This is a genomic window from Paenibacillus sp. NMA1017 (assembly GCF_058895805.1).
The window spans coordinates 525,639-550,955 of sequence record NZ_JBZXYR010000001.1; the positions used below are offsets into that span (position 1 = coordinate 525,639).

Below are 25,317 nucleotides of genomic sequence, written 5' to 3' on the forward strand. Positions count from 1 at the left end.
AGCGCTTCTCACTCAGAAAGTAAATGCTAGGAGAAATATGTTTTATTTTTAGAGGTTATCACTTTTCTTGTCTTCAATGCTTGCCGTATCTTCATCTTTCTGCTTCATCTTTTCCATTTGATCCTGCATTTTGAGGAATGTTCCGTAAAAATTAAAGAAAGCGAACCAGGCAACCACGCTGCCGATGAAGAATAGGAAAAGCACCGGATATTTGACTCCGATAAATATAACAACAGCGCTGCCGAGCATGGTGGAAAATACACGGAATGGTCGAATCAGCGTCAGTAAAACCGCATTTTTAATAATTTGTCCGGTGGACATATGATAATGAGCCACCATCGAAAAGAAGTTAAACATAGACACAAGCAAAATAATAATAAGAATGAGCATAATTACGCCCACGATTTGCAAGTTGCTGAGTTGTGTCATATATACGGTATAATCCACATACATGATGACAAACAATAACGTGTAAAAGATACCCCCGATCAGACTCTGCTTATAGTTCTCTTTGTACCCTTTAAAAAAGGTACGAAACACGCCTGTATCGGTATCCCCCATTACCCATTTGCGAACCACTGTGAACATAGCCGATGTGGCTGGAAATAAAGTAAGCGGTGCCAAAACAGCCATCGCCCAATTCATTTGTAAAGATTCATTAGCCAAATTCTGATTCATTACAAGTAGTTTCAGTATGAGGCAGAACACAAAAGGCGACGAACATAACACCCATAACAAATTTGTAGCCGCCAGTCGGGTAATCCACTCGGTCAGGCGGTAAATACCACCCATAGCTCCTTTAAACTCCAATGTCAGTCTCTCCCTCCGCAAGCCTTGGCAGTTCCAAGACTCATGTTGCTATGCCTATAAATTCCGGCTCTTGGCTATATCATACCGTATTTCAGCCCTAATGCGCCAGTGAAATCAATAAGTGCCTCATTAAAGTAGATTGCTAAAAGGTTCATACATACTGATTCAATCATAACAAAAAAGCCGAAGCTTCATCTGCTTCGACTTTTCATTATTTCATTTCTTATTCGGAAGAGGAATCTTCACGTCTTGCAGGACGACGAGTTTCTCCATTGCTGCTCGGGCGCGGTTTGCGATCTCCGCTGTAGCGGCTTCCGGAATCACGGTTGTAGCCACCGCCTTCTTTGCCACGGTTGTAACCGCCATATCCACCTTTGCTTCCACTACCGCCGCTACCGCCAGAACGGTTGGAATTGTAACCACCGTTGCTGCGACCGCTGTAGTTGGAAGGCTTGCGACCGCCAGAACGCACGTCTGGTTTACGTCGTTTTGCACGGATCGGATCTTCTGGAGTCAGTTCAATCGATGCTTCTCTCTTCTCACCAGTCATCAGCTTCAGAGCTGCGGAGAGAAGTTGTACAGAATCATATTGCTCCAGCATTTGAATAGCCAAACCTTTATACTCGTTCAGCTCACCGCTTTCTACAGCCTCTAGGAGACGTTCAGCAATGATACGTTGTTTGCCTTCCAAAGCTTCAGCCAACGTTGGAAGCGGCTTACGTGGAATGCGGTGACGAGTTACACGTTCGATAAAGTGCAAATGGTCAATTTCACGAGGCGTTACGAAAGACCAAGCTTCCCCTTCTTTACCTGCACGTCCAGTACGTCCAATACGGTGAACATAGCTTTCTGGATCTTGCGGAAGGTCAAAGTTAACAACGTGAGTTACGCCGGAAACGTCCAAACCACGGGCAGCTACATCAGTCGCCACGAGCACATCGATGCTTCCGTCACGGAATTTACGCATTACAGCATCACGTTGGTTTTGAGACAAGTCACCATGCAAACCGTCTGCAGAATATCCGCGTTTTTGCAGAGCTTCAGCCAGCTCGTCTACCCGACGCTTGGTACGGCCAAATACGATAGCAAGTTCTGGGGATTCCATGTCGATCAAACGGCTCAATGCTTCGAATTTTTGACGCTCAGGAACTTCGATATAGGCCTGATCAATCAGTGGAGCACTAACTTGTTTAGGAATAACTGAAACATGCTCAGGATTTTTGAGGAATTGCTCAGCCAATCTTTTAATATTAGGAGGCATTGTAGCCGAGAAAAGCATCGTTTGACGCTCGTCTGGAACTTGCTTCAGAATGGATTGAATATCTTCCATAAAACCCATATCCAACATTTCATCTGCTTCATCCAAAACAACTGTGTTTACATCTTCCAGCTTGATGGTTTTGCGATTAATATGGTCAAGCAAGCGTCCTGGCGTACCAATAATAATTTGAGGTTTCTTTTTCAAAGCGCGAATCTGGCGTACGATATCTTGTCCACCATAGATTGGCAAAGTACGAAGACCTTTGAAACGGGAGAGTTTTTCGATTTCTTCAGCTACCTGGATAGCTAGCTCACGTGTTGGTGCCATGATCAGGGCTCTGATTTTTTCGTCGCTTCTAGAAATTTTGTTGATCAGCGGAATACCAAACGCAGCAGTTTTACCAGTACCTGTTTGGGCTTGGCCAATCATGTCTCTGCCTTGTAGTGCAATCGGGATGGATTGCGATTGAATTGGTGTTGCTTCTTCAAAACCCAGTTCTGTAATCGCCTGAATTACTTTCGGTTCAAGATCAAATTCTGCAAATGTCGTCAAATTTATTCAAACTCCTTCTTAATGGTGGATGTGGTGGACAATCCACAATGTTGTCTGTATTCTTAAGTAGCGATATTATTGTATAAGTTTTCCCCAATACAGTGACAGTTTATTTAGACCTATAACTGCATCTTTCTGTAATGAATTTGGGGAACCTATCCGATACATCTTAAACGAATTTATCCTTTTTAAAACAGTTTAAATTTTAAGTGTTTCTCTGGACATAGGTCCCTACTCAAGAATATCCACATCGCATTATAGCACAGAACAATTCATGAATACCAGCAAGTTGCTTCCCGTATAATTTAAATGAGGTGAAAATAAGTTGTTAAAAATGGTGTTAAACTGCTTAACTGTCATTCTTGGAGCCGCTGCCATTGCATGCGGTTTTAATCTGTTTCTCGTGCCACACCACTTGCTGAGCGGTGGAGTAGCTGGGCTTTCCATGTTGATCGGCTACTTCACAAAATTTGATATCAGCGCGATGTATTTTATTATCAATATCCCGATGCTTATTGCAGGCTGGTTTATTTTAGGCAAGCGTTTTATTAGTCTGAGCATTTTATCGGTTGTCGTTACAACGTGGATTTTGGCCTGGGTGCCGGTACAATCTGTCGTGTCGGATCCCCTGCTGGCCTCCGTTTTTGGTGGGGTGATGATCGGCGTTGGAGCAGGAATTTCCTTTCGGGTAGGAGGGTCTACGGGCGGTTTTGACATTATCGGGTCCATCGTCACTCGTTATCGTGACTTCCCCGTAGGAACTGTACTTGTTGGCATGAATGGACTGGTCATTCTTGCAGCAGGATATTTGAACGATGATTGGAATATTGCACTTGCCTCGATGCTATCTATTTTTGTGACTGGCAAAGTGTTGGATCAAATCTATGTCAGTCATACGAAGATCACCGTCTACATTATTACAGGGCACACCGACAGGCTACTGGAACGGATGTTGACCACACCACGCGGTGTTAGCAAAATAAAAATTGAAGGCGCATTTTCACATACCGAGAAGGACATGCTGATGACTGTCACGACACGCTACGAGCTAGTTGAATTAAAACGGATCATTAAAGAAGTGGACCCTTCAGCTTTTGTCAATATTGTGGAAACGGTTGGGGTGATGGGTTCATTTCGCCGAAGATAAGCACAAACCCAAGTGTCAAAATACAGTTTCTATGGTACACTATATGTGCGCTGTTCCCATAGTATATAAAGACCAGCTTTACCTGCTATTTCACAGGCACTTTGCTTTTCCGAATCGTATTGAATGATTCTTTTGGAATGATTCCGAGCAGGAAAGGGTGATTTTTGTGGAAATGGAAACGGTAAAACTGTCCGACATTGTCTTAAGATGGTACCCGGAAATGCTCCCTTCTCTCAAAAAGAATGAGCTGAACTCGATGATTGTGCTTCGGGACGGAATGTCCATACTCAAGCCAACGGATGCGCTAGAAATTATTCAGTACAGTATTTGCGAGCATCAAGACAATAATTATCTTCAATAAATTTCTTTACCAAGTGCCGCTTCTTCCGGTTGCTTCTACAACCGCGAAGAGAGCGGCATTATTTATGCATTTTTATGGATTCAATGAACACGGGTTGGGTTAATCATGTAAGACTGTGCCTGATGATTCCAGTATTGGTTACAAGCGTGTTGTTTTTTCGATACATAACTTTACGTATAATCAGGTAAGCGACATACATAAGGGAGAGAGTTAGGAAATGAATATGATCTGGGCAATTATGCTATTGGCGATGGGGATCGGTGGAAACGGGGATCAGTCAGCCAACGCTCCAAATGTAAAAGATACGGTGGCAACAACAATTAGCAGCGCCATGATTCAGGCTCAGCACAATAAAATGAAGGTGGATGCCTCCAATCCTCCGGTTAAAATTGACCCACAACCGACGACTCCTGCTATCAAGGGCATCTATGTCACGGCTTATAGCGCAGGCGGTTCACGTATGACCCAGCTGCTTGAACTGCTTGACAAGACAGAGCTCAATTCCATGGTTATTGATATTAAAGACGATGCAGGTTACATCACTTATCCAACGACCAATCCCGATCTGCTCAAATTGGGCAAGCCGCAAAAATTCATTCGGGATATTTCCGGTTTGATGGACCGACTGAAAAAGCATGATGTTTACCCGATTGCTCGTATTGTCGTATTTAAAGATACGGTACTGGCCAACAAAAATCCCGAGATGTCTTTCCGTAATCCTGACGGCTCTGTCTGGAAAAACGGCAAGGGAGACGGGTTCGTCAATCCCTATAATAAAGAAGTATGGAATTATAATATAGCCATCGCTAAGGAAGCAGCCAAACTTGGTTTTAAGGAAATTCAATTTGACTATGTACGTTTCCCCGAAGGCTTTGAGAAAAGAGCAGACAAGCTGAAATATACCAAATCAGATCAATCCCGCTCGGATGCAGTCGCTGAATTCGTACAATATGCCCGAAAAGAGCTTGCTCCATTAGGTGTACGAGTATCCGTAGATATTTTCGGATATGCCGCATCCGTTCCTGCTGCGGAGGGAATCGGACAGGATTTCACTAAAATCTCCGAAAATGTGGATGTCATTTCACCCATGGTTTATCCAAGTCACTACACCACAGGCTGGTTCGGCGTAAAAGACCCTGATAAGAATCCCTACCAGACAATTAAAGGCTCCATGGCCGATACACACAAAAAGCTCGATCCGACGGGCAAGCTAAAACCAATTATTCGTCCTTGGATCCAGGATTTTACTGCAAGTTGGTTAGGAAGCGGACATTATGCTAAGTATGGAAAAACTCAAGTAGAGGACCAACTTCGAGCGCTTAAGGATATGAAAGTGGATGAATATTTACTCTGGAATGCCTCAAACCGCTATTCAAGCGGAGTAACTTACAAATAATTTATCTCTCCGGACTTCTCGTTCTCTTATACAAAATTTAGAAATTATATAATTATTTCGAAGGCTGTCCCGTTGTTTGGCGAACGGGTGCAGTCTTTTTTATTACTGTTCAAATGTAGCGGTATCCCTTACAATAAATACTTACATGTTATGATATATACAAATAATCAATCCCTAGTAAATGAGGAAAACTAATATGCAATTGACACTAACAACGGGGCAGAAATGGAAGCAACTTGTCTACATTTTGCTCCCTATCCTGATTACCCAGCTTGCACTATCTGCCATGACTTTTTTCGATACGAATATGTCGGGACACTTTTCCCCTGCCGATCTGGCTGGAGTAGCCATTGGAGTAAGCCTATGGGTCCCTGTGCAAACAGGCCTTAATGGAATACTTATGGCTATCACGCCCATTGTATCTCAATTGGTAGGAGCACAGCGCAAAAATAAAGTCTCCTACTATGTCATCCAAGCACTTTGGCTCTCCCTCGCCCTGTCTATGGTCGTTATGGTTGCTGGCATTATTTTAGTCAAACCTATTTTGAACGGTATGAATTTGGAATTGAGAGTTCATAATGTGGCCCTGTACTACCTTTGTGCGATGGCCTTTGGCATTGTTCCTCTATTTGCCTACACTGTGCTCCGAAGCTTTATGGATGCATTGGGACAAACCCGCTTTACGATGTTAATCACGCTCATGTCGTTGCCCATCAATGTATTGTTGAACTATCTACTTATTTATGGAAACTGGGGTTTTCCGCGTCTAGGGGGTGTGGGCTCCGGGGTGGCAACGGCAACCACCTACTGGATCATCATGCTGGTCGCCGGTATCACTGCGCATCGCGGAAAAATATTTGCCGAATACCGAATCTTCAGCAAAATATACTGGATTGCTGCTGGTGCTTTGAAAGAGCTCATCAAGATTGGAGTACCGATTGGATTTGCAATATTTTTTGAGACTGCCGTCTTTTCAGCCGTCACTCTCTTCATGAGTAGCTATAATACAGCTACCATAGCCGCTCATCAGGCCGCCATGAACTTTGCATCTACGTTGTATATGATTCCACTCAGCATTTGTATGGCACTTACGATTTTAGTCGGCTATGAAACAGGAGCTAAACGTCCGCGAGATGCCAGAGCTTATAGTGTAATGGGTATCAGCAGCGCAGTAGGACTATCACTGATTACAGCTATTGTACTGCTTATCTGGGGTGAACAGGTCGCTCGACTTTACTCCACCGATCCGCAGGTCATTCAATTGGCACAACATTTTCTAATCTATGCGATTTTCTTTCAGATATCCGATGCTGTCGCTACCCCCACACAAGGAGCGCTACGCGGGTATAAAGATGTCAATCCAGCCTTTTTGCTCACATTCCTCTCCTATTGGGTCATTGGGCTTCCTGTAGGATATATACTGGCACGCTGGACTTCATTGGGGCCCTACGGCTACTGGATCGGTTTGATTACAGGGTTGGCAGTAGGCGCTATTTTACTTCTCTGGCGCCTAGTGAGAGTACAACGTCGTTTCACCGAAAAAAAACAACACGCAGAGGCTATTTAGCCTTTGCGTGTCTCGATTACATATGCTGCGCCTAAAGTTATTCGTTTTTTCTCCACAATAGCCACTTCGTTCAGCTTGGGAGGATATAGAAAGTGTCTCTCCACATGTTGTTCAATCTCCTCAAATGCCTGTTCTTCATTTTCAGCAGCGAGAATGACGGTCAGCGCTCCTTCCGAACTGTCCACTTCGATTTTGAATAGGTACATGTATGACTACCTCCTGATAGGACTCAAAGCTAAAAAATAGCGGATGACTCGGGTCATCCGCATAATTTTGATCTTTTCCAATATCAGAACCGATCTACTGTACGTAAAAGGCTCTCATTATTGGGACAAACGCAAGGCCAGCTCATAAAGCTCCATATTGAAATCTTTTTTGGTATTTACAACCTTATCAATATCTGTAGCTACCAACTTACCGTCGATCGTTCCGCAAGCCTTGTCAGATATGCCCTCGATCAATTGGCGAACAGCAAAGTCACCCAAACGACTCGCCAGGTTGCGGTCAAACGCTGTTGGTGTGCCGCCACGTTGGATGTGTCCAAGCACTGTAACACGAGGCTCATAATCCGGACAGTTTTCTTGGATTACCTGTGCTACATTTTCGCCTTTGCCTACGCCTTCCGCAACGATAATAATACTGTGGCGCTTGCCATGCTTGAAATTTTGTTTCATACGATCGGAAACTTCGTTCAGGTCAAATTCTACCTCAGGCACCAAAATTGTTTCTGCGCCAGAAGCCAGACCCGCATGCAGAGCAATATCACCACAATGACGTCCCATAACTTCAACAATGGAAGAACGTTCATGAGATGACATTGTATCACGCAGCTTGTTGATTGCGTCCACTACGATACTAACCGCTGTATCAAAACCAATCGTGTAGTCCGTGAAGGAAATGTCATTGTCAATCGTACCCGGAAGACACATGGTTTTAATGCCTTGCTTGGTCAGTTTGTTAGCTCCTTGGTAGGAACCGTCTCCACCAATCACGACTACGCCGTCAATCCCACGGTCACGCAAAATTTGCGCGCCTTTTTTCTGCCCTTCTTCAGTCGTAAATTCCAGGCATCTTGCAGATTGAAGTACAGTACCCCCACGTTGGATAATATCTCCGACGCTTCTCAGATCCATTGGAAAAATATCGTCGTTCAAAAGGCCTTGATAACCACGTTGAATCCCGAATACTTCCAGTCCAAAATACAATCCGCTGCGTACGACGGCGCGAACTGCCGCGTTCATCCCTTGTGAATCTCCACCACTTGTTAATACTGCAATTTTCTTAACTGCTGTCATGGTTTATGACCTCCTCAAAATAATCATATAAGCCTTCTTATCCATCGACTGTTTAATAAGAAAAATAAACGCATGAGCGGACTATTTTTCATTAAACGTCTCGAAACAGCGCGAACGTCTTGCTGCTCGCTAACTTTAGGGTCGGATAAATATAAAGCCAGCAATCCCTCGATAATCATCCGGTGAAAGGAGCTGGCAGGGACATCTGCAATATCAGCCCGCGCCCGATTCACAACGTAGGCGATCCGGTCTAGCATCATGTCGGTATCTTCATAATAATTGCAAAAGTTAAGATCTCCGCCCTTCCGGTCTTCGTCTTGATCGATTAGATAATCCAGCAAAATATGAAGACTGCACACATGTGGAAAATACGATGCATGTATTGAGGCAGCCCCCGCATCTGTCAGATGCTGGTCGCTGGCAGCAAGAAACAGCATAAAGACCCCCAGAGTTGAACCGGTAGCCGCTGCAAACTCATTCCAACGCAACTCTGGTGTACGGTCTTTATGAAGCGACCACCAGTCCAAAAGCGCTTGTTCCCGCAGCTCGGGTTTAATATGCTTGTATACTTGCAAATCCGTGTATAATCGCGCCAAATCCTGAACGTAAGGCATTGCCGCCTCATAGCCCGGAAGCCTGCTTACACAAGACTGACAGGTTGTCACCAGCCCAGTCAAATAACCGCCATCCTCCTGCTCACGACGCAACTCATAATAATTCACTGGCCTAGCCGTCGGATTAACCGCATCCAGCATAGCCTGATGCAGCAGCCTGAAATCATCCGGGTCCATGGACGTACTGCGATCACACAGGTTGTCCAGATAATCACTAATAGTCTGATACGCTACGATCAGCGGAATTAGCGTCTGTCGGGCAGACATATTGGCTGCGGCATAAACCGCCCCACCCACGCAGTGAAACGTCTTATCCGCTATGCTCGCAAGCGCCTGGCTTCGCAGCTCAGGGTCCGGAATTTGTTCGGCCTTGCTCTTCCAGTTACTCAATTCTTGTTTCGTTTCAGGGAGAATGTGCTTGTACATTCGGCTCATTAGACCTATGGGGCCTCTCGGTACTTGATAACGTCCTTGCTCAACATAACTCAAATGACGGTGCCTCCACATTGTTGTCTACGTAATTATACCTATCCAAACCATATCCATTATAATATGATCGTCCTTTTAGCACAAATGAACAACCTCACTTTTTTCTTTAAAATTCAAGAAAAATGAGCTTTTCTTACAAAAAGACTTTATACATGTAATGTTTAATTAGTCGAAAATAGGAGTTACACAAAATCTATCCTTATAAGACTTTAATCGCAAATAGTATAAATGACCTACCTATCCCTTATCCTCTGCTGGCTTCACGCCTTGGAGTCCCTCTCCCATACTTGCCTGCTTCCATTTCCCGAAAGCATAATAGAAAATGACTGCTACAGCAGAGATAGCAAAACCAACAGGAAAGCTCCACCATATAGCATCTAGACCATACTTATCGACAAATGCATAGGCCAAAGGTATACGAATGCCCCATAATGAAATAATGGTAATTAAAAGCGGTATCATTACGGAACCCGTTGATCGAACAACACCTGTAATGACATTGGTAACACCGAATATAACAAAAGACCACAAGGTGATCATATTAATCCGCATTCCCAATTCCAATGCCCCGGCCTTCAATCAGGGAAGGCTTACGACTAGCATCTGCTGCACTCATTTTCTCAACTCCTTCAATTTAAAATGTCTTATGCCTAGTTTTATTACGTATAACACCCTATTCCTGCTCAATCTTCTCATATCATAAACGTATTTACGCAAAAAAGCGCAGTTCCTTAAATTTAAGGAACTGCGCTCTCAATTCATAGTTTAACCGTAATATATAAGACATCCGTAGAAACGGAACCATTCTTACAATTCAGTTACACTTACAGTTTGATTACGTTAGCTGCTTGGGGTCCACGGTTACCTTCAGTAATTTCGAATTCAACCGCTTGACCTTCTTCCAAAGTTTTAAAGCCGTCGCCTTGGATTGCGGAGAAATGTACGAATACGTCCTCGCCACCATCCATTTGAATGAAGCCATAACCTTTTTCTGCGTTAAACCATTTAACTGTACCTTTCAAGTGAACAACCTCCTAAAAATACCGCCATCTATGGCGAATATCCATATTATACTTCATGCTTTTTCACAATGCAATTGATGTTTTTCCGGTTTTTTTGGGCTGGAATGATTTGCTTTTGCGGCGGAAACTGCGGTATCATGAACCAAAACATCTATAAAATCGGAGACATGCATATGATGAAAAAACACGAAATATACAAAAAAGACAATTGGAACATGATGACTGTCGAGGTGCAGGGCCGTTACATCGTTCTACGGGAAATATCCGATGATTGGGGCGAGGAAGCCCACACGTTTTTAAGCCGTCCGGCGCTGATGCATTGGGCTCAAAATAGGTTTCCCAAGCAGTCCTTTCAAGATAATGAGGAAGAGTGGCAGCGGATCATGAACGCTTTCAAACAGGTCTAGCCTATTCATGGTGTCCAACAGCTATCTCATCTTCATTATTCTGGCCTTCACGCTGGGCGGAGTGCTGATCATGAAGCGTGATACGATACCGACTCCTCTCAAAAAGTGGATGGCCCTCACTGCTGTAATCATGGTTTGCCTTGCCTTTTATCTCATTGTATACAGCTTATTAAATATAGGTTCCAACCCACAGTAAGGAAAATTATACTTTCGGGCGTAAGAGGTCATACTATGGCATAACAAGCCATGGTATAAGGAGGATCTGCCGTTACATGCATCCTGTAAAACCTCTTGCCCTGCTGCTTACGGTAAGCGTGGCGGTTTCTTCGTTTTGGCATCCGTCCCTTACTGCCGCAGCCCTACCCCACATTACGTTCGATCAGAGGAGGCTCTCCATGAGTGAAATTGTAAAACGCGCTGATGCGCCAGTGGAAAATACATGGAAACTGGAAGATTTGTTTCCCAACCGCAAAGCATGGGATCAAGAATACGAAGAAGTCAAACAACTAGCCAAAAAGGCTGAACAATTCCAAGGCAAGCTCAATTCAGCAGAATCGATTGGCAACTGCTTTAAATTGGAAGATGAATTGTCGCTCAAAACCGAGCGTGTATATGTGTACGCACATCTGCATCATGATGAGGATACAGCTGAACCTACATACCAGGGTCTCTCGCAAAAAGCCAAAAAATTAGGCGTTGAGGTTAGCGAGTCTCTTTCTTTTGTGACACCTGAAATTTTGGCACTGCCGGATCATCAGCTCGATGCCTTCATTGAAGATCCGAAGCTTGCAGATTATCGGTTCACCCTTCAAGAAATGAAGCGGGAAAAAGCACATGTTTTGGGCAAAACAGAAGAAGCTCTGCTCGCTCAGGTTGGCAATCTGGCTCAAGCCCCGCAAACGATTTTCGGCATGCTCAACAATGCTGATCTGAAGTTTCCAAAAATTAAGGATGAGAACGGCAAAGAGGTTGAGCTGACTCATGGCAGCTACATTCAATTTCTCGAAAGTCCGCACCGCGAAGTACGCGAACGTGCTTTTAAAGCGGTATATGACACGTATGCCAAAAATAAAAATACAATTGCTTCTACGCTAAGTGCCAATGTAAACAAAAATATTTTTTATTCACGTGTTCGCAAATACCCTTCTGTACTGGAAATGTCACTATACGGTGACAATATTCCGAAGGAAGTGTATACGAATCTCATTGACACCATTCATGAAAGCTTGCCCCTGCTCCATCGTTACATGAAGCTGCGTAAAAAGTTGTTAGGTGTGGATGAACTCCATATGTATGATTTGTTCGCTCCGCTTGTGGACGAATACAAGATGGACATTACGTATGAAGACGCCAAAAAGCAAACAAAGGAAGGCCTTAAGCCACTGGGCGCAGACTATCTGGCTTCGTTGCAAAAAGGCTATGATGAGCGCTGGATTGATGTATACGAAAATGAAAACAAACGTACGGGTGCATACAGTTGGGGAGCTTATGGTACCCACCCCTATGTGCTGCTGAACCATAAAAATAACCTGAACAGCATGTTCACACTTGCTCATGAAATGGGGCATGCGTTGCATTCGTACTATTCAGACAACGCATTGAAATATAGAGATGCACAGTACACTATTTTCCTGGCTGAAGTGGCATCCACAACCAATGAAGCGTTGCTAATGGACTACCTACTGAACAAATCAACCGATCCAAAAGAGAAAATGTACCTTCTCACCTACTATGCAGATCAATTCCGCACAACGGTATTCCGTCAAACCATGTTTGCGGAATTTGAGAAAATTGTACATGAACGCGCTGAACAGGGGGAATCCCTTACACCGCAGCTTTTATCAGAGATTTACTATGATCTGAATGTGAAATACCATGGGCCTGGCATGAAGGTAGATAAAGACATTGAAATGGAATGGGCACGAATCCCTCATTTTTATAACAGTTTTTACGTCTACAAATATGCTACTGGCTTCTCGGCAGCAACCAGTTTCTCGAAACAGATTCTGGAAGAAGGCCAGCCAGCCGTTGACCGTTACTTGGGCTTCTTGAAGAGCGGGGGCAGTGATTATTCAATCAATATTTTGAAAAAAGCTGGCGTTGACATGTCCTCTCCGCAGCCGATTCGCGAAGCGATGAGCGTATTCGAAGAAGTCATTACGGAAATGGAAAAGCTAACTGAAGGAAAGTAAAACCGTGCGCACTTAAAATCCAGCATTGAAATGATGCACGGATAAATCCCTTGTCCATGGCGGGCAAGGGATTTTATAATGTAACGGGAGGAGGTGGCATTTTGAAAACACAATGGTCTTTGATCGCAGCTCTTGTTATTGCTTTGTTAACGGCTGTATTTGCTGTTATTAATGTGAATTCGGTTCAAGTGAACCTTCTATTCAGTATGGTTAGCATTCCTTTGATTCTGCTTATTCTCGGTTGCACTCTTCTAGGTGGACTTATTGTCGGTTCTTTCGGTATTTTCCGCCAATATAGGCTTCAGAGAGAGATTAAACGTCTGACTACTCAGCTTCATACACTACAAGAAGAGCACACATCCACGGCGGAAGCAAACGCGGATGTGACCTATGACACGACTGGTTCTTCCAGCACAGGGTCTACATCCGACCAAGATATAGAGCAACCGTCCTCTAACTCTGATCGGTTGTCCAAATGAGGAGGAGCAACAAATGACGATTCAATTAAATGAGAATTATATGATGAACTTTTTAAATCAGCTACTGAACACACCCAGTCCCAGTGGGTATACACACCATGTGATGGAGCTGATTCGTAAAGAAGCGGAAAGCCTCGGAGTACAAATAGAATGGAATGCAAAAGGCGGTGCCATCTTGACTCTGGAAGGTCAGGAAATGGACCGTACGGTGGCGCTGAGCGCACATGTGGATACATTGGGCGCAATGGTGCGTTCAATTACAGCACAAGGCACCCTACGTCTGACATCCGTCGGCGGCTTCATGATGAACAGTATTGAGAACGAATACTGCCTTATTCATACCAGAAGCGGACAAACGTATACGGGCACTATTCTGTCCATCCATCCATCTGTGCACGTCTATGATGATGCACGGAGCTTTGAGCGCAAGGAGAGCCATATGGAGGTTCGCATTGATGAGCTTGTCGAGTCAAAAGAAGACGTGCTTCAGCTCGGTATTGCGGTGGGCGATTTTATTTCGTTCGATGCGCGTCCAGTCGTAACACCGAGTGGTTTTATCAAGTCACGGCATCTGGATGATAAAGCTAGTGTAGCTGCGCTGTTTGGTTTACTGGAATCTGCTGTACATGGAAACTGGAAGCCTCGACATACCGTAAAATTGCTCATTTCCAACTACGAGGAAGTGGGGCACGGAGCGGCTTACATACCTGAAGGAATCAGTGAGATGATAGCTGTCGATATGGGCTGTATGGGTGAAGATCTGAGCTGCAAGGAAACGGATGTTTCCATCTGTGCTAAAGATTCCTCCGGGCCTTACGACTATACTATGACGACTCGTCTAATTGAGCTGGCCAAAGAGCTGAATATTCCGCATGCGGTAGATATTTATCCGCACTACGGTTCGGACGCTTCGGCCGCACTAAGAGCAGGTAATAACATCCGTGCTGCGTTGATCGGCCCTGGCGTACACGCCTCCCATGCAATGGAGCGCACGCACAAACAGGCCGTGGTGAACACTGCACGTCTGCTTGCAGCTTATGTGACAGTTTAATTCGAACGATAAAAACCGACCTGTTCCACTGGAGAATAGGTCGGTGAAGGCTTAGTGAAAGGTAGATCAGCCTCTGGCAGTCTGATGGTTAATGCCTTATTCCATTTTCAATTCCTCCCCTCCATATGCAACCCATTATACCCACTGTAATTTAATATTAGAAATATATAATTCACATACCCTTAATATGAAAAACGCATTAATATTTCGATAAAAAAAGCAAGCCCCACTCTGAATGGTAACTTGCTTTTGTATTTTAAGATTTACTTTGTTCAATCTGCTCGGCTAGCTCATTCAGGTAGGTCCAGCGTTCCATTTGGTGCTCCAAATGCTGTTCGGCCTTCGCTTGCTCAGCCATGAGCTCCTGTAGTCGTGCTGAATCACTGAAAGACTCTTCCATCTGCCGCTGAATGTCGGCCAACTTCTGTTCGGCTTGTTCAATCAGCTCATCAATTTGCTCATATTCCCGCTGTTCCTTAAAGGTGAATTTAAGCTTGGTTTTACTTGTCTCCTTGACTGAATCGGAAGGACCCGCAGACTTAGGCGCGGAAGAGCGATTCGAGGAAGCCGTACTCGTCGAGACAGACGTATTCACAGAAGATTGAGCATTTTTACTGATCCATTCTGCATACTCACTATAATCGCCTACATGTACACGTACCTGTCCATCCCCTTCAAACGCCAGTATTTTGTCCACTGTTCGATCCAGGAAATAGCGATCATGAGAAACAATAAATACCACGCCCGGGAATTCATCCAGATAGTCTTCCAAAACGGAAAGGGTTTGAATATCCAGATCATTTGTTGGTTCATCCAGCAATAGCACATTCGGTGCCGACATCAGAACACGAAGCAGATACAAGCGCCGTTTTTCACCCCCGGACAGTCTGGAAATAACCGTCCATTGCGCGCTTGGTGCGAACAGGAATCGCTCCAGCATTTGTGCAGCTGTAATCGTCGAACCGTCTGCTGTACGAATCACTTCAGCTTCTTCCTTAATATATTCAATAACACGTAATGATTCGTTCATTTCCTGATGTTCCTGAGTAAAATAGCCAAGCTTCACCGTCGGTCCCAGCACAACGTTGCCGGAATCCGGTTCTATATGCTGGGCAATCATTTGGAGCAGAGTGGATTTCCCACTACCGTTAGGACCTAGGATACCAACACGATCACCAGGAACCGCAATGTAGCTCAAATCCTGTATCAGCTTACGGGAATCTGCCGATTTGGACAAATGCTCGATCTCCAAGATCTTTTTACCCAGACGTGTGGAGGCGACGGACATATCTACAGATCCAGAACGAGCTTCCGGTTGCTGATCCCTAAGCTGCTCATATCGGTCAATACGCGCTTTCTGCTTGGTGGAACGAGCCTTTGCTCCACGGCGAATCCATGCCAGTTCATTACGCAGCAGGTTCTTCCTTTTTTGTTCCGTAGACGCTTCCCGCTCCTCACGTTCTGCCTTCAGCTCCAGAAAACGGGTATAGTTAGCCTCATAACGGAAAAGGCGGCCATGATCCAGCTCCAGCATGACATTTGCAACTCTATCCAGAAAATAGCGATCATGCGTGATCATTAACAACGCACCACGTCTTTTTTGCAAATACTGCTCCAACCATTCAACGGACTCGTTATCAATATGGTTTGTAGGCTCGTCCAGAATGAGCAATTCGCAGGGTTGGATCAAAGCCGCCGCCAAGGCCACCCGCTTACGCTGCCCGCCAGATAGAACGCCCATACGAGACTCAAACTGGGTGATCCCCAGTCGGGTAAGTATATTTTTGGCCTCACTCTCTAGCTGCCATGCCTGGAACGTATCCATTTGCTGACTTGCTCGCAATAGACGGTTTTGAAGTTCCTCGCTACCGGGATTTAAATCCAACAACTCCATGGTTTCTGTATATTCCCGGACCGCTTTCATCTCAGGCTGATTGCCATGAAAAATATGCTGGAGTACCTTCATTTCAGGATCAAACTCTGGATTTTGTGCTAGATACTGAATTCGCACATCGTTGTTCACTGCAATGTTGCCATCATCTGGCGGCTCTAAGCCGGAAATTACCCGTAAAAACGTTGATTTACCGGTGCCATTTACACCGACGACTCCTATTTTGTCACGTTCATCCATACCAAAGGAAGCATCCTCAAACAACATTTTCTCGCCATAGCTTTTCGTTATATGTTCAACGGTCATAATATTCATACGGATTCCCTACTCTTCCCCAATTTTGTGATGCATCCTGTTTATTTTAACACAGACACAGCCAATGATTAAAAAAACCGTTACCTGAACGAATTCAGTACGGTTTCTTAGCAATAAGATGTCAGGATTTTTGTATTCCGGCTTTACAGCCATGCATAAATAAGTTCGCTGCTAGTTCAGCCGTCTGATCCACGTCACATTCACGGAAATCTTTATTCAATAAAATATCCATTTTTAGGCGTTCCAACATACCAATGAATGCCTTCGCATGAAACTCGGACTGCTGTACACCCTCTGACGCCAGTTTATTTTTGACCAAATCAGTATAGCCCTGAATAAATCCCCACATAAACTCCATTAGATCGGGGTCACTGTTGGGGGTCATAAAAAATAATTTAGTATGCTGCTTGCGCTTGAAATAGTAGTGCAGATGCAAATTCGCCATCCGTAGCAGTCCCTCTCCCAAAGTACGATTGATTAATGCACCTTTCATTTCGGCTAGGTATTGCTCGCAATCTCTACGTGTGACTGCTGTAAATAGCTGTTCTTTGCTTTTAAAGTACAAGTATACTGTGCCTTTGGCAACTCCTGCTTGTTCTGCAATCTCGGAAATTTTGCTTTCATAAAAGCCTTTGGTGCCAAAGACTGTGTATGCGGCGTCCAAAATAGCTTCATGTTTATCTCCGTGTATATCGCCCATCTCAGCACCTCCTTATACAAGGATTGAAACACGGTCAATTCTTATAACATTTATTTCCTTGTAACGTTCTCCAGCCCCGTGTTCAGAGTATTAAAAAAACACCTGCAAGAGCGACCAATCCTCCGAAAATAGAACTAATGCTATTCACCCGATCATTACTCATCCAACGCCAGCCTCGCACATAGACCGTCGTTTGTCCACAATGTGAGTTTACTTCTACTTCCCGTCCGCAAACCGTGCAGGAACGCATCATTTGCACCGTAGCACCAAGATAGGAATCAGCAAAGGCCCCGGCGCTACCCGATATACCTCCAACCAGTGCCCACAGCCAAAACGGCAAGCTCGGCGTTCCTATGGCATGTCCAAAGCCCCATGCACCTATGCCGATCAGTACACCCCCAGCCAAGGCCGCAGCCGTTCCCAATACAGATACTCCTCCTGAGGTTCCGGGTGCCAGCACCTTCCCGTTAAGCACCGAACGGGGTGGTCTACGACTCAGGCTGCCAAATTCCGTTGCCCACGTATCGGATGTGACCGTAGCCATGACACCGACAAAAGCCAGCTGCCACGTAACATGGGGCCATATCGCATAACCCAGGCATAACAGCATACCCAATCCCCCATTGGCCCATACTTGGCCTGCATCCCGGTTGCCGGTTTTGGCATACGATTTTTCCAGCTCAGCCTTGCGCTCCTTTTTGAACCTCGACAAGAGGGTCGACGTGATAAAGAACAAGAGCAATGTGCCGAACCAGAACAGGTTACCCGCCCCATAATATACAGTTCCCATCAGTACAGCCGCGGCAAAGCCAGATAAGGTTAAGGATTTTTTATAATATGCAGCTCCGGCCACCACAGCAGCACAAAGCAATCCGATGATCCAGTCCATGATATACCTCCGCTTTTGAAATGAATCTCCGTTTTCATGTTTCGTTCTGTATATTATTGTACAACGCTCTACGCTTATATAAAAGCCGTGTCCCATGCTTTGGCACAGGACACGGCCTTCACAATGCTTATCTACGGGAATCGCTCTTTACTTCCCAACCACCAAGAACTTCCCTTTTTTACTCCTCTTCATAGGTGCCGTTCACAAATTTATGCGATGGTGAAGCTTCCCTGACGATCACTCCCCCAGAAAAGCTCAAAGCGATCCCCGCTTGCTGTAGGCCCTACTCCTGCTGGAGTACCTGTAAAAATAATATCTCCTTCACCCAACCCATAATGAGTCGCTATATATTCAACGATGTGCTGAATAGAAAAAATCATATCCTTGACATGTCCACGCTGCACTTCCTGTCCATTTTTGAGCAAGGAAAAATCCTGCTGCTCCAGCATGTCCAATTTTTCTAAAGGCAGGAATGGTGTCACGGGAGCAGACGATTTAAAGCCTTTGGCGGCGGTCCATGGATGGCCTTTTTTCTTGAGAACACTTTGTACATCACGCAGGGTAAAATCGATGCCGAATGCAAATGCGTTCAGACACGTATCTGCGGACATGCCTGGTTCGTATTTACGTCCTACAGCTACAACCAGCTCAGTCTCAAAATGAATATCACCCTGCCCCTGCGGAAGCTCCAGCGTGGCGCCATCCAGCGGCACAACCGCATGAGACGGCTTCAAAAAAATCATCGGTTCTACGGGAACCTCATTACCCAGCTCCTCCGCATGCAGTTTATAATTGCGCCCAACACAGTAAACATTACGAATATCCACGTTCATTACGACCCTTCACCCTTCCCGCGTATGTAGTCCGATTATTAACGAATAAGTTTACGTATATAGTGCCACATCCGGTGCTTGGAAAGCAAAAAAACCTGTTCCCAGCGATCCGGCCAATTGGTGCAAATCATCAATTCAGGATGCAATGAGGACAATCTCCGCATGATACGGCGGTCATCCACCGTCCACGCCATGACAGTAATACCGCGTCCAGTGAGATCTTTCATCAAGTTTCGATCCAAACGCGGATAGCCCATAGATAAAAAAGTGCATTGTAGCTGTTCCAATTGCTTTGCCAAGTCATCTGGACGCGCATCAATAATCAATCCGGTACGGATCTCAGGAGACAGCTCCTTAGCCCGGCGTAATGCAGCACGTTCAAAAGAGGTTAATACCACCTCTCCCTCCATCCCTCTCATCACAATTTCACGGAGCACGGCTTTCTCCAGTCCCGGATACATATCTCCCGCTGTTTTAAGCTCAATATTGAGCGATACGCGGCCACGACATAAATCTAGTACTTGTGCGAGGGAAGGGATCACTTCTCCACGGTATTCTGCACTTTTCCAGCTACCAGCATCAAGTTGTTGCAATGCTTTCCAGTCCGAATCCTTTACTCGTCCTGTACCATTCGTCGTTCGCTCCAGTGTAAAATCATGAATTATCACCGGAACACCGTCCTTTGACAGCTGTACATCCAGCTCAACCCAGTGTACAAACGGCTGCTCCAACGCAAGCTTAAAGGCTGCCATCGTATTCTCGGGAGCAATCCCCGAAAAACCGCGGTGAGCCACGCACAAATGATTCATCTTGTTATGACCTCCATCCACAAAGGAGTCCCTCATACGATCGTTCCGTCAATTCCCATATAAACAATTTCTTTTCGAACTTCTATTGAGCGCTTACTGTACCATCCGTCCCGATCGAGACATTTCCCGGTGACAGTGCCGCCACTCTCTGCAAAATTTTACTGGCCTCCGTATCCTTCAATGGGATCGGTTGACCTAGCTCCGCTCGGTAAGGGGTCAGCTTCATTTCGCAAGCCCCTTTTCGGGTACAGGTTGCCTGAAATATCGCTGTATCCCAAGTGGCTGGCACCGTTGATTTAGAAAAAATAAAATTGCCTGTGCTGTATGCAATCCATTTACCTTTATATTGCTCCATCCCTTGAAGCACATGTGGATGACCGCCAATGACAAGATCAGCTCCAGCATCAATAAAAGCGTGCGATAACTCGGTTTGATGGGGTTCAAGTGCAGTAGCACGCTCCTTCCCCCAATGGGCAATGACAATCACCAGATCGGCCTGCATTCGTGCCTCACGGATGGACTTTACGATAGCGGTCGAATCATAGGCTCCTGCTACACCGGGCAGTTTGGCGCCCGCATTCCAGTTGGCTTCAGGCATGACACGTGTAGTCCCCAACAACGCAATTTTAATCCCTTTACGTTCAAAATAATGCGACGCATACGCTTCTTTTGCATTACGTCCAGCTCCAGCATGGGCAATACCTTTTTCATCCAGATATTTAAGTGTATCCAGTAATCCGCCTGTGCCCTGATCCAAAATGTGATTGTTGGCCAAATTGACAGCGTCTATCCCTGCCGCAGCCAACGCAGTTAACGCCTTGGGCGAAGATTTATACACATACGTTTTATTTAACGCACCCACACCATTCGTTGTCACGGGCGTTTCCAGATTGGCCATCGTCAGATCGTCTTTATGAAACAAGTTTCCGAGATATTGATACGGAAAATCAAACCCATTCTGCTCCAATCGCTGCTCAACTTTACCGGAAAATTGCACATCCCCTACAAAGTGAAGCGTGACTGTCGGAGAATCTGCACCGTCTGTTTTTGATTTTCTCACATCCTCCGTTCCTTCCTTATCGGCGGATAGAGTACCGTCGTATACATCCTTATTGGACGTATCGTTCTGTGCTTGCCCGTCTTTCCCCGAGGACAATTTTGCTTCTGAGGAACTGCCTTTGGGAGCATTTGTGTCAGACGTTGTCGCGGGACGATTGCTTGTGTCTGAAGCAGCAAATTGCTTTGTTTCATCGTCAGCAAATTGCTTTTCTGCATTGGAGCCTTCGTCCAGCTGTTTATTTGACAAGGCTGTAACATTTTCACTGACCGAGGGAGTAGACCGATCTTCACTAGCAGATCCTGTTTGGATTTTCTTCTCCGTTTGCGAATACACGGCATTTTCCGCAAGAGAGCCACTGTTGTCGTGTTCAAATATGTAATAATAACCGAAAAGACCCACAATCATAAGCAGTAGGACCAGATTTGTAATGATCCAAGTCTTGCCTATTTTTGGTTTTCTTGCTTTTTTGCGACCTTCATTACGCTGTGATCTGGGAGGGTACATTCTTCACTCCTTCTATGCTATTGCATTTGCATAACTTCTCTATTACTGCGAATTTTACACCTTCTCCATTATATATCAAATTTCAATATAAATAGAACCCCTCGTCTGGATTGCGAAGGGTTCATCGTCGAACATTTATACCTGTACCTTGACCACTTCCTGCTGTGTTGTTTGGACGGCATTGGAGGCCCATTCCTTAGCCTGACGGATGCAATCCGGTAAGCCAATTGCATCATAACCAGCGCCCAAAACATACACTCCCGGCATGGCAGTGCGTAACTCTTCTCGCAGATCAGCTATAGCCTGCGGGTGCCCTACTGGATATTGTGGCATGGAATTGCGAAGACGTGTAATTTCCGTGAACAACGGAGTCGCTGTAACTCCCATCATCTCTTTCAAATCCTTACGTACCAGTGCAATCAACTCATCATTCGGCAACTCTACCGTGTCTTCAGCTCCTGCTCGCCCTACATAACAGCGCAACAGCACCTTATCGTCCGGGCTGGTATGAAGCCACTTGGCAGACGTCCATGTACAAGCGGTCACGCTGCGCCCTTCTTTACGAGGAACCAGAAAACCAGAACCGTCAAAGACGTTCTCAATATCTGTTTTATCGAAGGCTAAGACCACGTTTGCTACGGAGACGTAATTAACAGCTTCCAGTGCAGCCACATTGACATGATCTCGCAATAGCGGCGCAGCAGCAAAGTTGGGAGTCGTTACAAAAATATCATCCGCCTCCAGCATCTCTCCATTGTCCAGCATAACGCGATATGGGCTGCCTTCCTTTTCCGGTGTCTTTGTGAATTCTGTAACAGCAATTCCGGTGCGTAAATCACAGTCATACAAATCATTCAGTAACGCATGCACCAAACTTTGCAAGCCTTGACGGAAGGTCAAAAAGGCGCTTTTTTTCGTACCCGTATGTGTTTCAGCTGGTTTTCGACCTGTCATCATTCCGTGAATGAGGCTCCCGTATTGCTGCTCTACCTCAGCAAATTGTGGGAAGGTCGCTTGCAAACTTAGCGTCTTCATGTTCGCAGCATAAATCCCTGCCAGCAGTGGCTCGGTTACATTTTCTAGCACTTCTTTGCCCAGTCGGCGTTCAATAAAATCACCCAACGCCTCATCTCCCGGTACACGGCGAGGAGGAATGACAAAATCCATCATAGCCCGCATTTTCCCGCCTAAAGAGATCAAGCCGCTGCGCAAAAAGGGTTTCAGCTCCGTTGGAATCCCCAGCACCAGTCCAGGGGGCATCGGATGAAGCTGTCCTTCATGCAAAATGTATGTCTTTTTAGCCTCAGGATTCGTGCTCACCAGTTCATGATCCAGCTCCAGCTCTTTTGCCAGGTCTATCATGGCCGTTTTACGGGCCAGAAAGGAATCTGGCCCCTTTTCAATTACAAAACCATCTTTATGCAGTGTTTCAATTTTTCCGCCCAGCACGGAAGCTTTCTCCACCAGCGTAATTCGAGGTGTGTAGCCAGCTTCTTTGTACATTTTTCGTGTATAAAAAGCAGTGCTAAGCCCGGTCAAGCCTCCGCCTACAATCACAATATTACGTAACCTTTGCTCCATTATGTCCTCATCCCTTTTTCCATTGGTCTATGATGACATCACTAAGCGTCTCCATATACAGTGGATCACTGTTGAGTGAATCAATACGCTGAAAACGCATATCCAATTCCTTCGCCAACGCCTGTGCTTCAATATCCAGATCGTATAACACCTCTAAGTGATCAGAAACAAAGCCAACTGGCGCAGCCAGCACATACTCCACTTGCTCCTCTTTAAGACTGTGCATGGTATCCAAAATGTCAGGTCCCAGCCATGGTTCTGCTGTACGACCCGCACTTTGCCACGTAAACTGCCAGTTGGTAATCCCCGCCTTGTCCGCAACAGCCTGCGAAGTAGCCATTAATTGCTCTACATAAGGATCACCCATAGCCAAAATCCGCTCAGGCAAGCTGTGCGCACTAAATAGAACACGAACCTCATCCCGCTTGGCTCCAGCTTCTTCAAAAAGCGCCAGCTTGGCGTTCACACGCTCAGTTAGCGTCTTAATCAGCTTTGGATGAAGATAATAGCTCTCCACAAATGATATGGCCAGATCCAGTTCCTGTGCCTTAGCCTGTGCACGCTTAATATAAGTGCCTACACTCATAACGGAATAATGCGGAGCCAGCACGACACCCACCGCTGCACGAATGCCATCTTGCACCATGGCTTCCACACCGTCCTCAATAAACGGTTTTGCATGTTTGAGTCCCTGATAACAGACAAATTCAATGTCAGGGTTGCGATTTTCCCGATTTAAGGTTTCCTGCAGGTTTTGAACCTGCCGATCCGTATTCTGCCGCAACGGAAACACACCGCCCACAATAGCTTCATAACGATCCTTTAATTCCTTTAATTGCTCCGGCGAGGGAGCATTACCGCGACGGATATGTGTATAATAGGCTTCCACCTGATCCAGACTCTCTGGCGTCCCGTAGGACATGACCAGTACACCCACTTTGGTTTTCATTAGCAGATCACCTCTTAACATTTCTAATGATTTAATTCTTTGACAAAACCGAGCTGGAATACTCATGTACATAATTAGTAAGCTCTCTTAGCTTATCTAGCGAGGCTTCAGGAAATAAACCGTGACCGAGATTGAAAATGTAACCCGGCTCCAAGACGCCTTCATCTACAATGGTTTTTGCATACTGTTTGATAACATCAATCGGCGCAGTAAGCACATAAGGATCCAGATTCCCCTGTACTCCAAAACCGTTGCCCAAGCGACGACGTCCTTCAGGTATACTGACCCGCCAGTCCAGCCCAATCACATCGGCTTTTAACCCATTCAAGTATGGGAGCAATTCACCAGAGCTTACGCCCGGGAAATAAATTTTAGGTACATCCAGATCAGATAATTCATGGAAAATACGCGTGATAGTAGGCAGCACAAAAGTTTGAAAATCATAAGGCGAGAGCGCACCTACCCAGCTATCAAACAATTGAAAAGCCTTACCGCCATTAGCGATATGAGCTCGCACGTATGTAATAACCATGTCCCCTAGCTTATCCATCAGGCGATGCCACAACTCAGGCTCTCCATACATCATCGCTTTGGTGCGAATATATCCTTTGGAGGGTCTTCCTTCTATTAAATAACTTGCAATGGTAAAAGGCGCTCCAGCGAACGTAATCAATGGCACGTTCAGTTCACGGTCTAAAATACGGATCGTTTCCAAAATATGACCCAAATCGCGTTCCACATCAATCGGACGCAACTTGTCTACGTCTGCAGCTGACCGGATCGGATTATCAATAACCGGACCAATATTTTTGACAATATCAAAATCAACCCCTAGCGAGGCTACCGGATTCATAATATCAGAATATAAAATTGCAGCGTCTACCCCAAGCTTGCGCACGGGCATCAAAGTCACTTCTGCGGCCAGCTCGGGCTGGCGGCATATTTCAAGCAACGTGTATTTTTCTTTAATTTTGCGATACTCAGGGTCATACCTTCCGGCCTGCCGCATGTACCATACGGGAATATGATCCACAGCTTGCTTGCGGCAAGCGCGGATAAAAGTATCATTGTAGGTCATGACTTCAGCCTCCAGTTCGAATCATAAATACTATATTTTATTATGCCCTTTTTCAAGAGTCGTAA

At 45.4% G+C, this 25,317-nt stretch carries 24 protein-coding genes and 1 pseudogene; 9 read left to right on the forward strand and 16 right to left on the reverse strand.

Annotated elements, in window-relative coordinates; translation table 11 throughout:
• Positions 1-48: 48 nt before the first annotated feature.
• Positions 49-810, reverse strand: a complete 762-nt coding sequence (locus AC5ELV_RS02475) for a YesL family protein (protein WP_029516710.1) — start codon at positions 808-810, stop codon at positions 49-51.
• A gap of 223 nt (positions 811-1,033) precedes the next feature.
• Positions 1,034-2,623 (reverse strand): degradosome RNA helicase CshA, encoded by a 1,590-nt coding sequence (cshA, locus tag AC5ELV_RS02480; protein WP_029516709.1) that lies wholly within the window; start codon positions 2,621-2,623, stop codon positions 1,034-1,036.
• A 325-nt stretch (positions 2,624-2,948) separates the two neighbouring features.
• Between cshA and AC5ELV_RS02485 the strand changes: the two genes are divergently transcribed.
• The 4 genes from AC5ELV_RS02485 to AC5ELV_RS02500 all read left to right on the forward strand — a co-directional run bounded on the left by AC5ELV_RS02485 (position 2,949) and on the right by AC5ELV_RS02500 (position 7,094).
• Complete coding sequence (locus tag AC5ELV_RS02485; protein ID WP_493428998.1) at positions 2,949-3,770, forward strand: YitT family protein; 822 nt, start codon at positions 2,949-2,951, stop codon at positions 3,768-3,770.
• Positions 3,771-3,942: 172 nt separating this feature from the next.
• The gene (locus AC5ELV_RS02490; RefSeq protein WP_442434261.1) at positions 3,943-4,131 is read left to right on the forward strand and encodes a hypothetical protein; all 189 of its coding nucleotides are present in this window, start codon (positions 3,943-3,945) and stop codon (positions 4,129-4,131) included.
• A 217-nt stretch (positions 4,132-4,348) separates the two neighbouring features.
• Positions 4,349-5,527: a putative glycoside hydrolase gene (locus tag AC5ELV_RS02495; protein ID WP_493428999.1), complete on the forward strand. Its 1,179-nt coding sequence runs from the start codon at positions 4,349-4,351 to the stop codon at positions 5,525-5,527.
• Positions 5,528-5,723: 196 nt separating this feature from the next.
• Complete coding sequence (locus tag AC5ELV_RS02500) at positions 5,724-7,094, forward strand: MATE family efflux transporter (RefSeq protein ID WP_493429000.1); 1,371 nt, start codon at positions 5,724-5,726, stop codon at positions 7,092-7,094.
• On the opposite strand, the gene AC5ELV_RS02505 is transcribed toward AC5ELV_RS02500, so the two are convergent.
• From AC5ELV_RS02505 to AC5ELV_RS02525, 5 genes and pseudogenes are all read right to left on the reverse strand, one after another.
• Positions 7,091-7,300, reverse strand: coding sequence for a DUF3906 family protein (locus AC5ELV_RS02505; protein WP_013309710.1), 210 nt, complete (start codon positions 7,298-7,300; stop codon positions 7,091-7,093). The genes AC5ELV_RS02500 and AC5ELV_RS02505 overlap by 4 nt on opposite strands.
• Before the next feature lie 117 nt (positions 7,301-7,417).
• Positions 7,418-8,389: a 6-phosphofructokinase gene (gene pfkA, locus AC5ELV_RS02510; protein WP_493429001.1), complete on the reverse strand. Its 972-nt coding sequence runs from the start codon at positions 8,387-8,389 to the stop codon at positions 7,418-7,420.
• Between the two features lie 23 nt (positions 8,390-8,412).
• Complete coding sequence (locus tag AC5ELV_RS02515) at positions 8,413-9,492, reverse strand: tetraprenyl-beta-curcumene synthase family protein (protein WP_493429002.1); 1,080 nt, start codon at positions 9,490-9,492, stop codon at positions 8,413-8,415.
• Positions 9,493-9,729: 237 nt separating this feature from the next.
• Positions 9,730-10,062 (reverse strand): annotated as a pseudogene (locus AC5ELV_RS02520) (MATE family efflux transporter); the annotation flags it as partial.
• A 254-nt stretch (positions 10,063-10,316) separates the two neighbouring features.
• Positions 10,317-10,514: a cold shock domain-containing protein gene (locus tag AC5ELV_RS02525; protein ID WP_013309706.1), complete on the reverse strand. Its 198-nt coding sequence runs from the start codon at positions 10,512-10,514 to the stop codon at positions 10,317-10,319.
• A 173-nt stretch (positions 10,515-10,687) separates the two neighbouring features.
• On the opposite strand from AC5ELV_RS02525, the gene AC5ELV_RS02530 reads away from it, so the two are divergent.
• The 5 genes from AC5ELV_RS02530 to AC5ELV_RS02550 all read left to right on the forward strand — a co-directional run bounded on the left by AC5ELV_RS02530 (position 10,688) and on the right by AC5ELV_RS02550 (position 14,643).
• Entirely contained in the window at positions 10,688-10,921 is a 234-nt protein-coding gene (locus AC5ELV_RS02530; RefSeq protein WP_013309704.1) for a hypothetical protein, read from the forward strand.
• Positions 10,922-10,928: 7 nt separating this feature from the next.
• Positions 10,929-11,117: a hypothetical protein gene (locus AC5ELV_RS02535; RefSeq protein WP_025715827.1), complete on the forward strand. Its 189-nt coding sequence runs from the start codon at positions 10,929-10,931 to the stop codon at positions 11,115-11,117.
• Positions 11,118-11,316: 199 nt separating this feature from the next.
• On the forward strand, positions 11,317-13,113 hold the full coding sequence (gene pepF, locus AC5ELV_RS02540) for an oligoendopeptidase F (RefSeq protein WP_493429003.1): 1,797 nt from the start codon (positions 11,317-11,319) through the stop codon (positions 13,111-13,113).
• Positions 13,114-13,169: 56 nt separating this feature from the next.
• Entirely contained in the window at positions 13,170-13,592 is a 423-nt protein-coding gene (locus AC5ELV_RS02545; RefSeq protein ID WP_493429004.1) for a LapA family protein, read from the forward strand.
• 13 nt (positions 13,593-13,605) lie between these two features.
• Positions 13,606-14,643 (forward strand): M42 family metallopeptidase, encoded by a 1,038-nt coding sequence (locus AC5ELV_RS02550; RefSeq protein WP_493429005.1) that lies wholly within the window; start codon positions 13,606-13,608, stop codon positions 14,641-14,643.
• Positions 14,644-14,899: 256 nt separating this feature from the next.
• Here AC5ELV_RS02550 and AC5ELV_RS02555 read toward each other — a convergent pair whose 3' ends face one another.
• The 9 genes from AC5ELV_RS02555 to hemE form a co-directional block, all read right to left on the reverse strand.
• Positions 14,900-16,849 (reverse strand): ABC-F family ATP-binding cassette domain-containing protein, encoded by a 1,950-nt coding sequence (locus AC5ELV_RS02555; RefSeq protein WP_493429006.1) that lies wholly within the window; start codon positions 16,847-16,849, stop codon positions 14,900-14,902.
• A 121-nt stretch (positions 16,850-16,970) separates the two neighbouring features.
• Entirely contained in the window at positions 16,971-17,549 is a 579-nt protein-coding gene (locus AC5ELV_RS02560; protein ID WP_493429007.1) for a TetR/AcrR family transcriptional regulator, read from the reverse strand.
• Between the two features lie 82 nt (positions 17,550-17,631).
• Entirely contained in the window at positions 17,632-18,438 is an 807-nt protein-coding gene (locus tag AC5ELV_RS02565; RefSeq protein ID WP_493429008.1) for a DUF92 domain-containing protein, read from the reverse strand.
• A 209-nt stretch (positions 18,439-18,647) separates the two neighbouring features.
• A complete protein-coding gene (locus AC5ELV_RS02570) occupies positions 18,648-19,271 on the reverse strand; it encodes a fumarylacetoacetate hydrolase family protein (protein ID WP_493429009.1) in 624 nt (207 codons plus the stop codon).
• A gap of 38 nt (positions 19,272-19,309) precedes the next feature.
• The gene (locus tag AC5ELV_RS02575) at positions 19,310-20,080 is read right to left on the reverse strand and encodes a glycerophosphodiester phosphodiesterase (RefSeq protein ID WP_493429010.1); all 771 of its coding nucleotides are present in this window, start codon (positions 20,078-20,080) and stop codon (positions 19,310-19,312) included.
• Positions 20,081-20,162: 82 nt separating this feature from the next.
• Positions 20,163-21,644 carry a CapA family protein gene (locus AC5ELV_RS02580; RefSeq protein WP_493429011.1) on the reverse strand — a complete coding sequence of 494 codons (1,482 nt, stop codon included), beginning with the start codon at positions 21,642-21,644 and terminating at the stop codon, positions 20,163-20,165.
• A 135-nt stretch (positions 21,645-21,779) separates the two neighbouring features.
• Positions 21,780-23,225 carry a protoporphyrinogen oxidase gene (gene hemG, locus AC5ELV_RS02585; RefSeq protein WP_493429012.1) on the reverse strand — a complete coding sequence of 482 codons (1,446 nt, stop codon included), beginning with the start codon at positions 23,223-23,225 and terminating at the stop codon, positions 21,780-21,782.
• Between the two features lie 7 nt (positions 23,226-23,232).
• Complete coding sequence (gene hemH / locus AC5ELV_RS02590; RefSeq protein WP_025722312.1) at positions 23,233-24,174, reverse strand: ferrochelatase; 942 nt, start codon at positions 24,172-24,174, stop codon at positions 23,233-23,235.
• 31 nt (positions 24,175-24,205) lie between these two features.
• Positions 24,206-25,252, reverse strand: a complete 1,047-nt coding sequence (gene hemE, locus AC5ELV_RS02595) for a uroporphyrinogen decarboxylase (RefSeq protein ID WP_493429013.1) — start codon at positions 25,250-25,252, stop codon at positions 24,206-24,208.
• Positions 25,253-25,317: the final 65 nt, after the last annotated feature.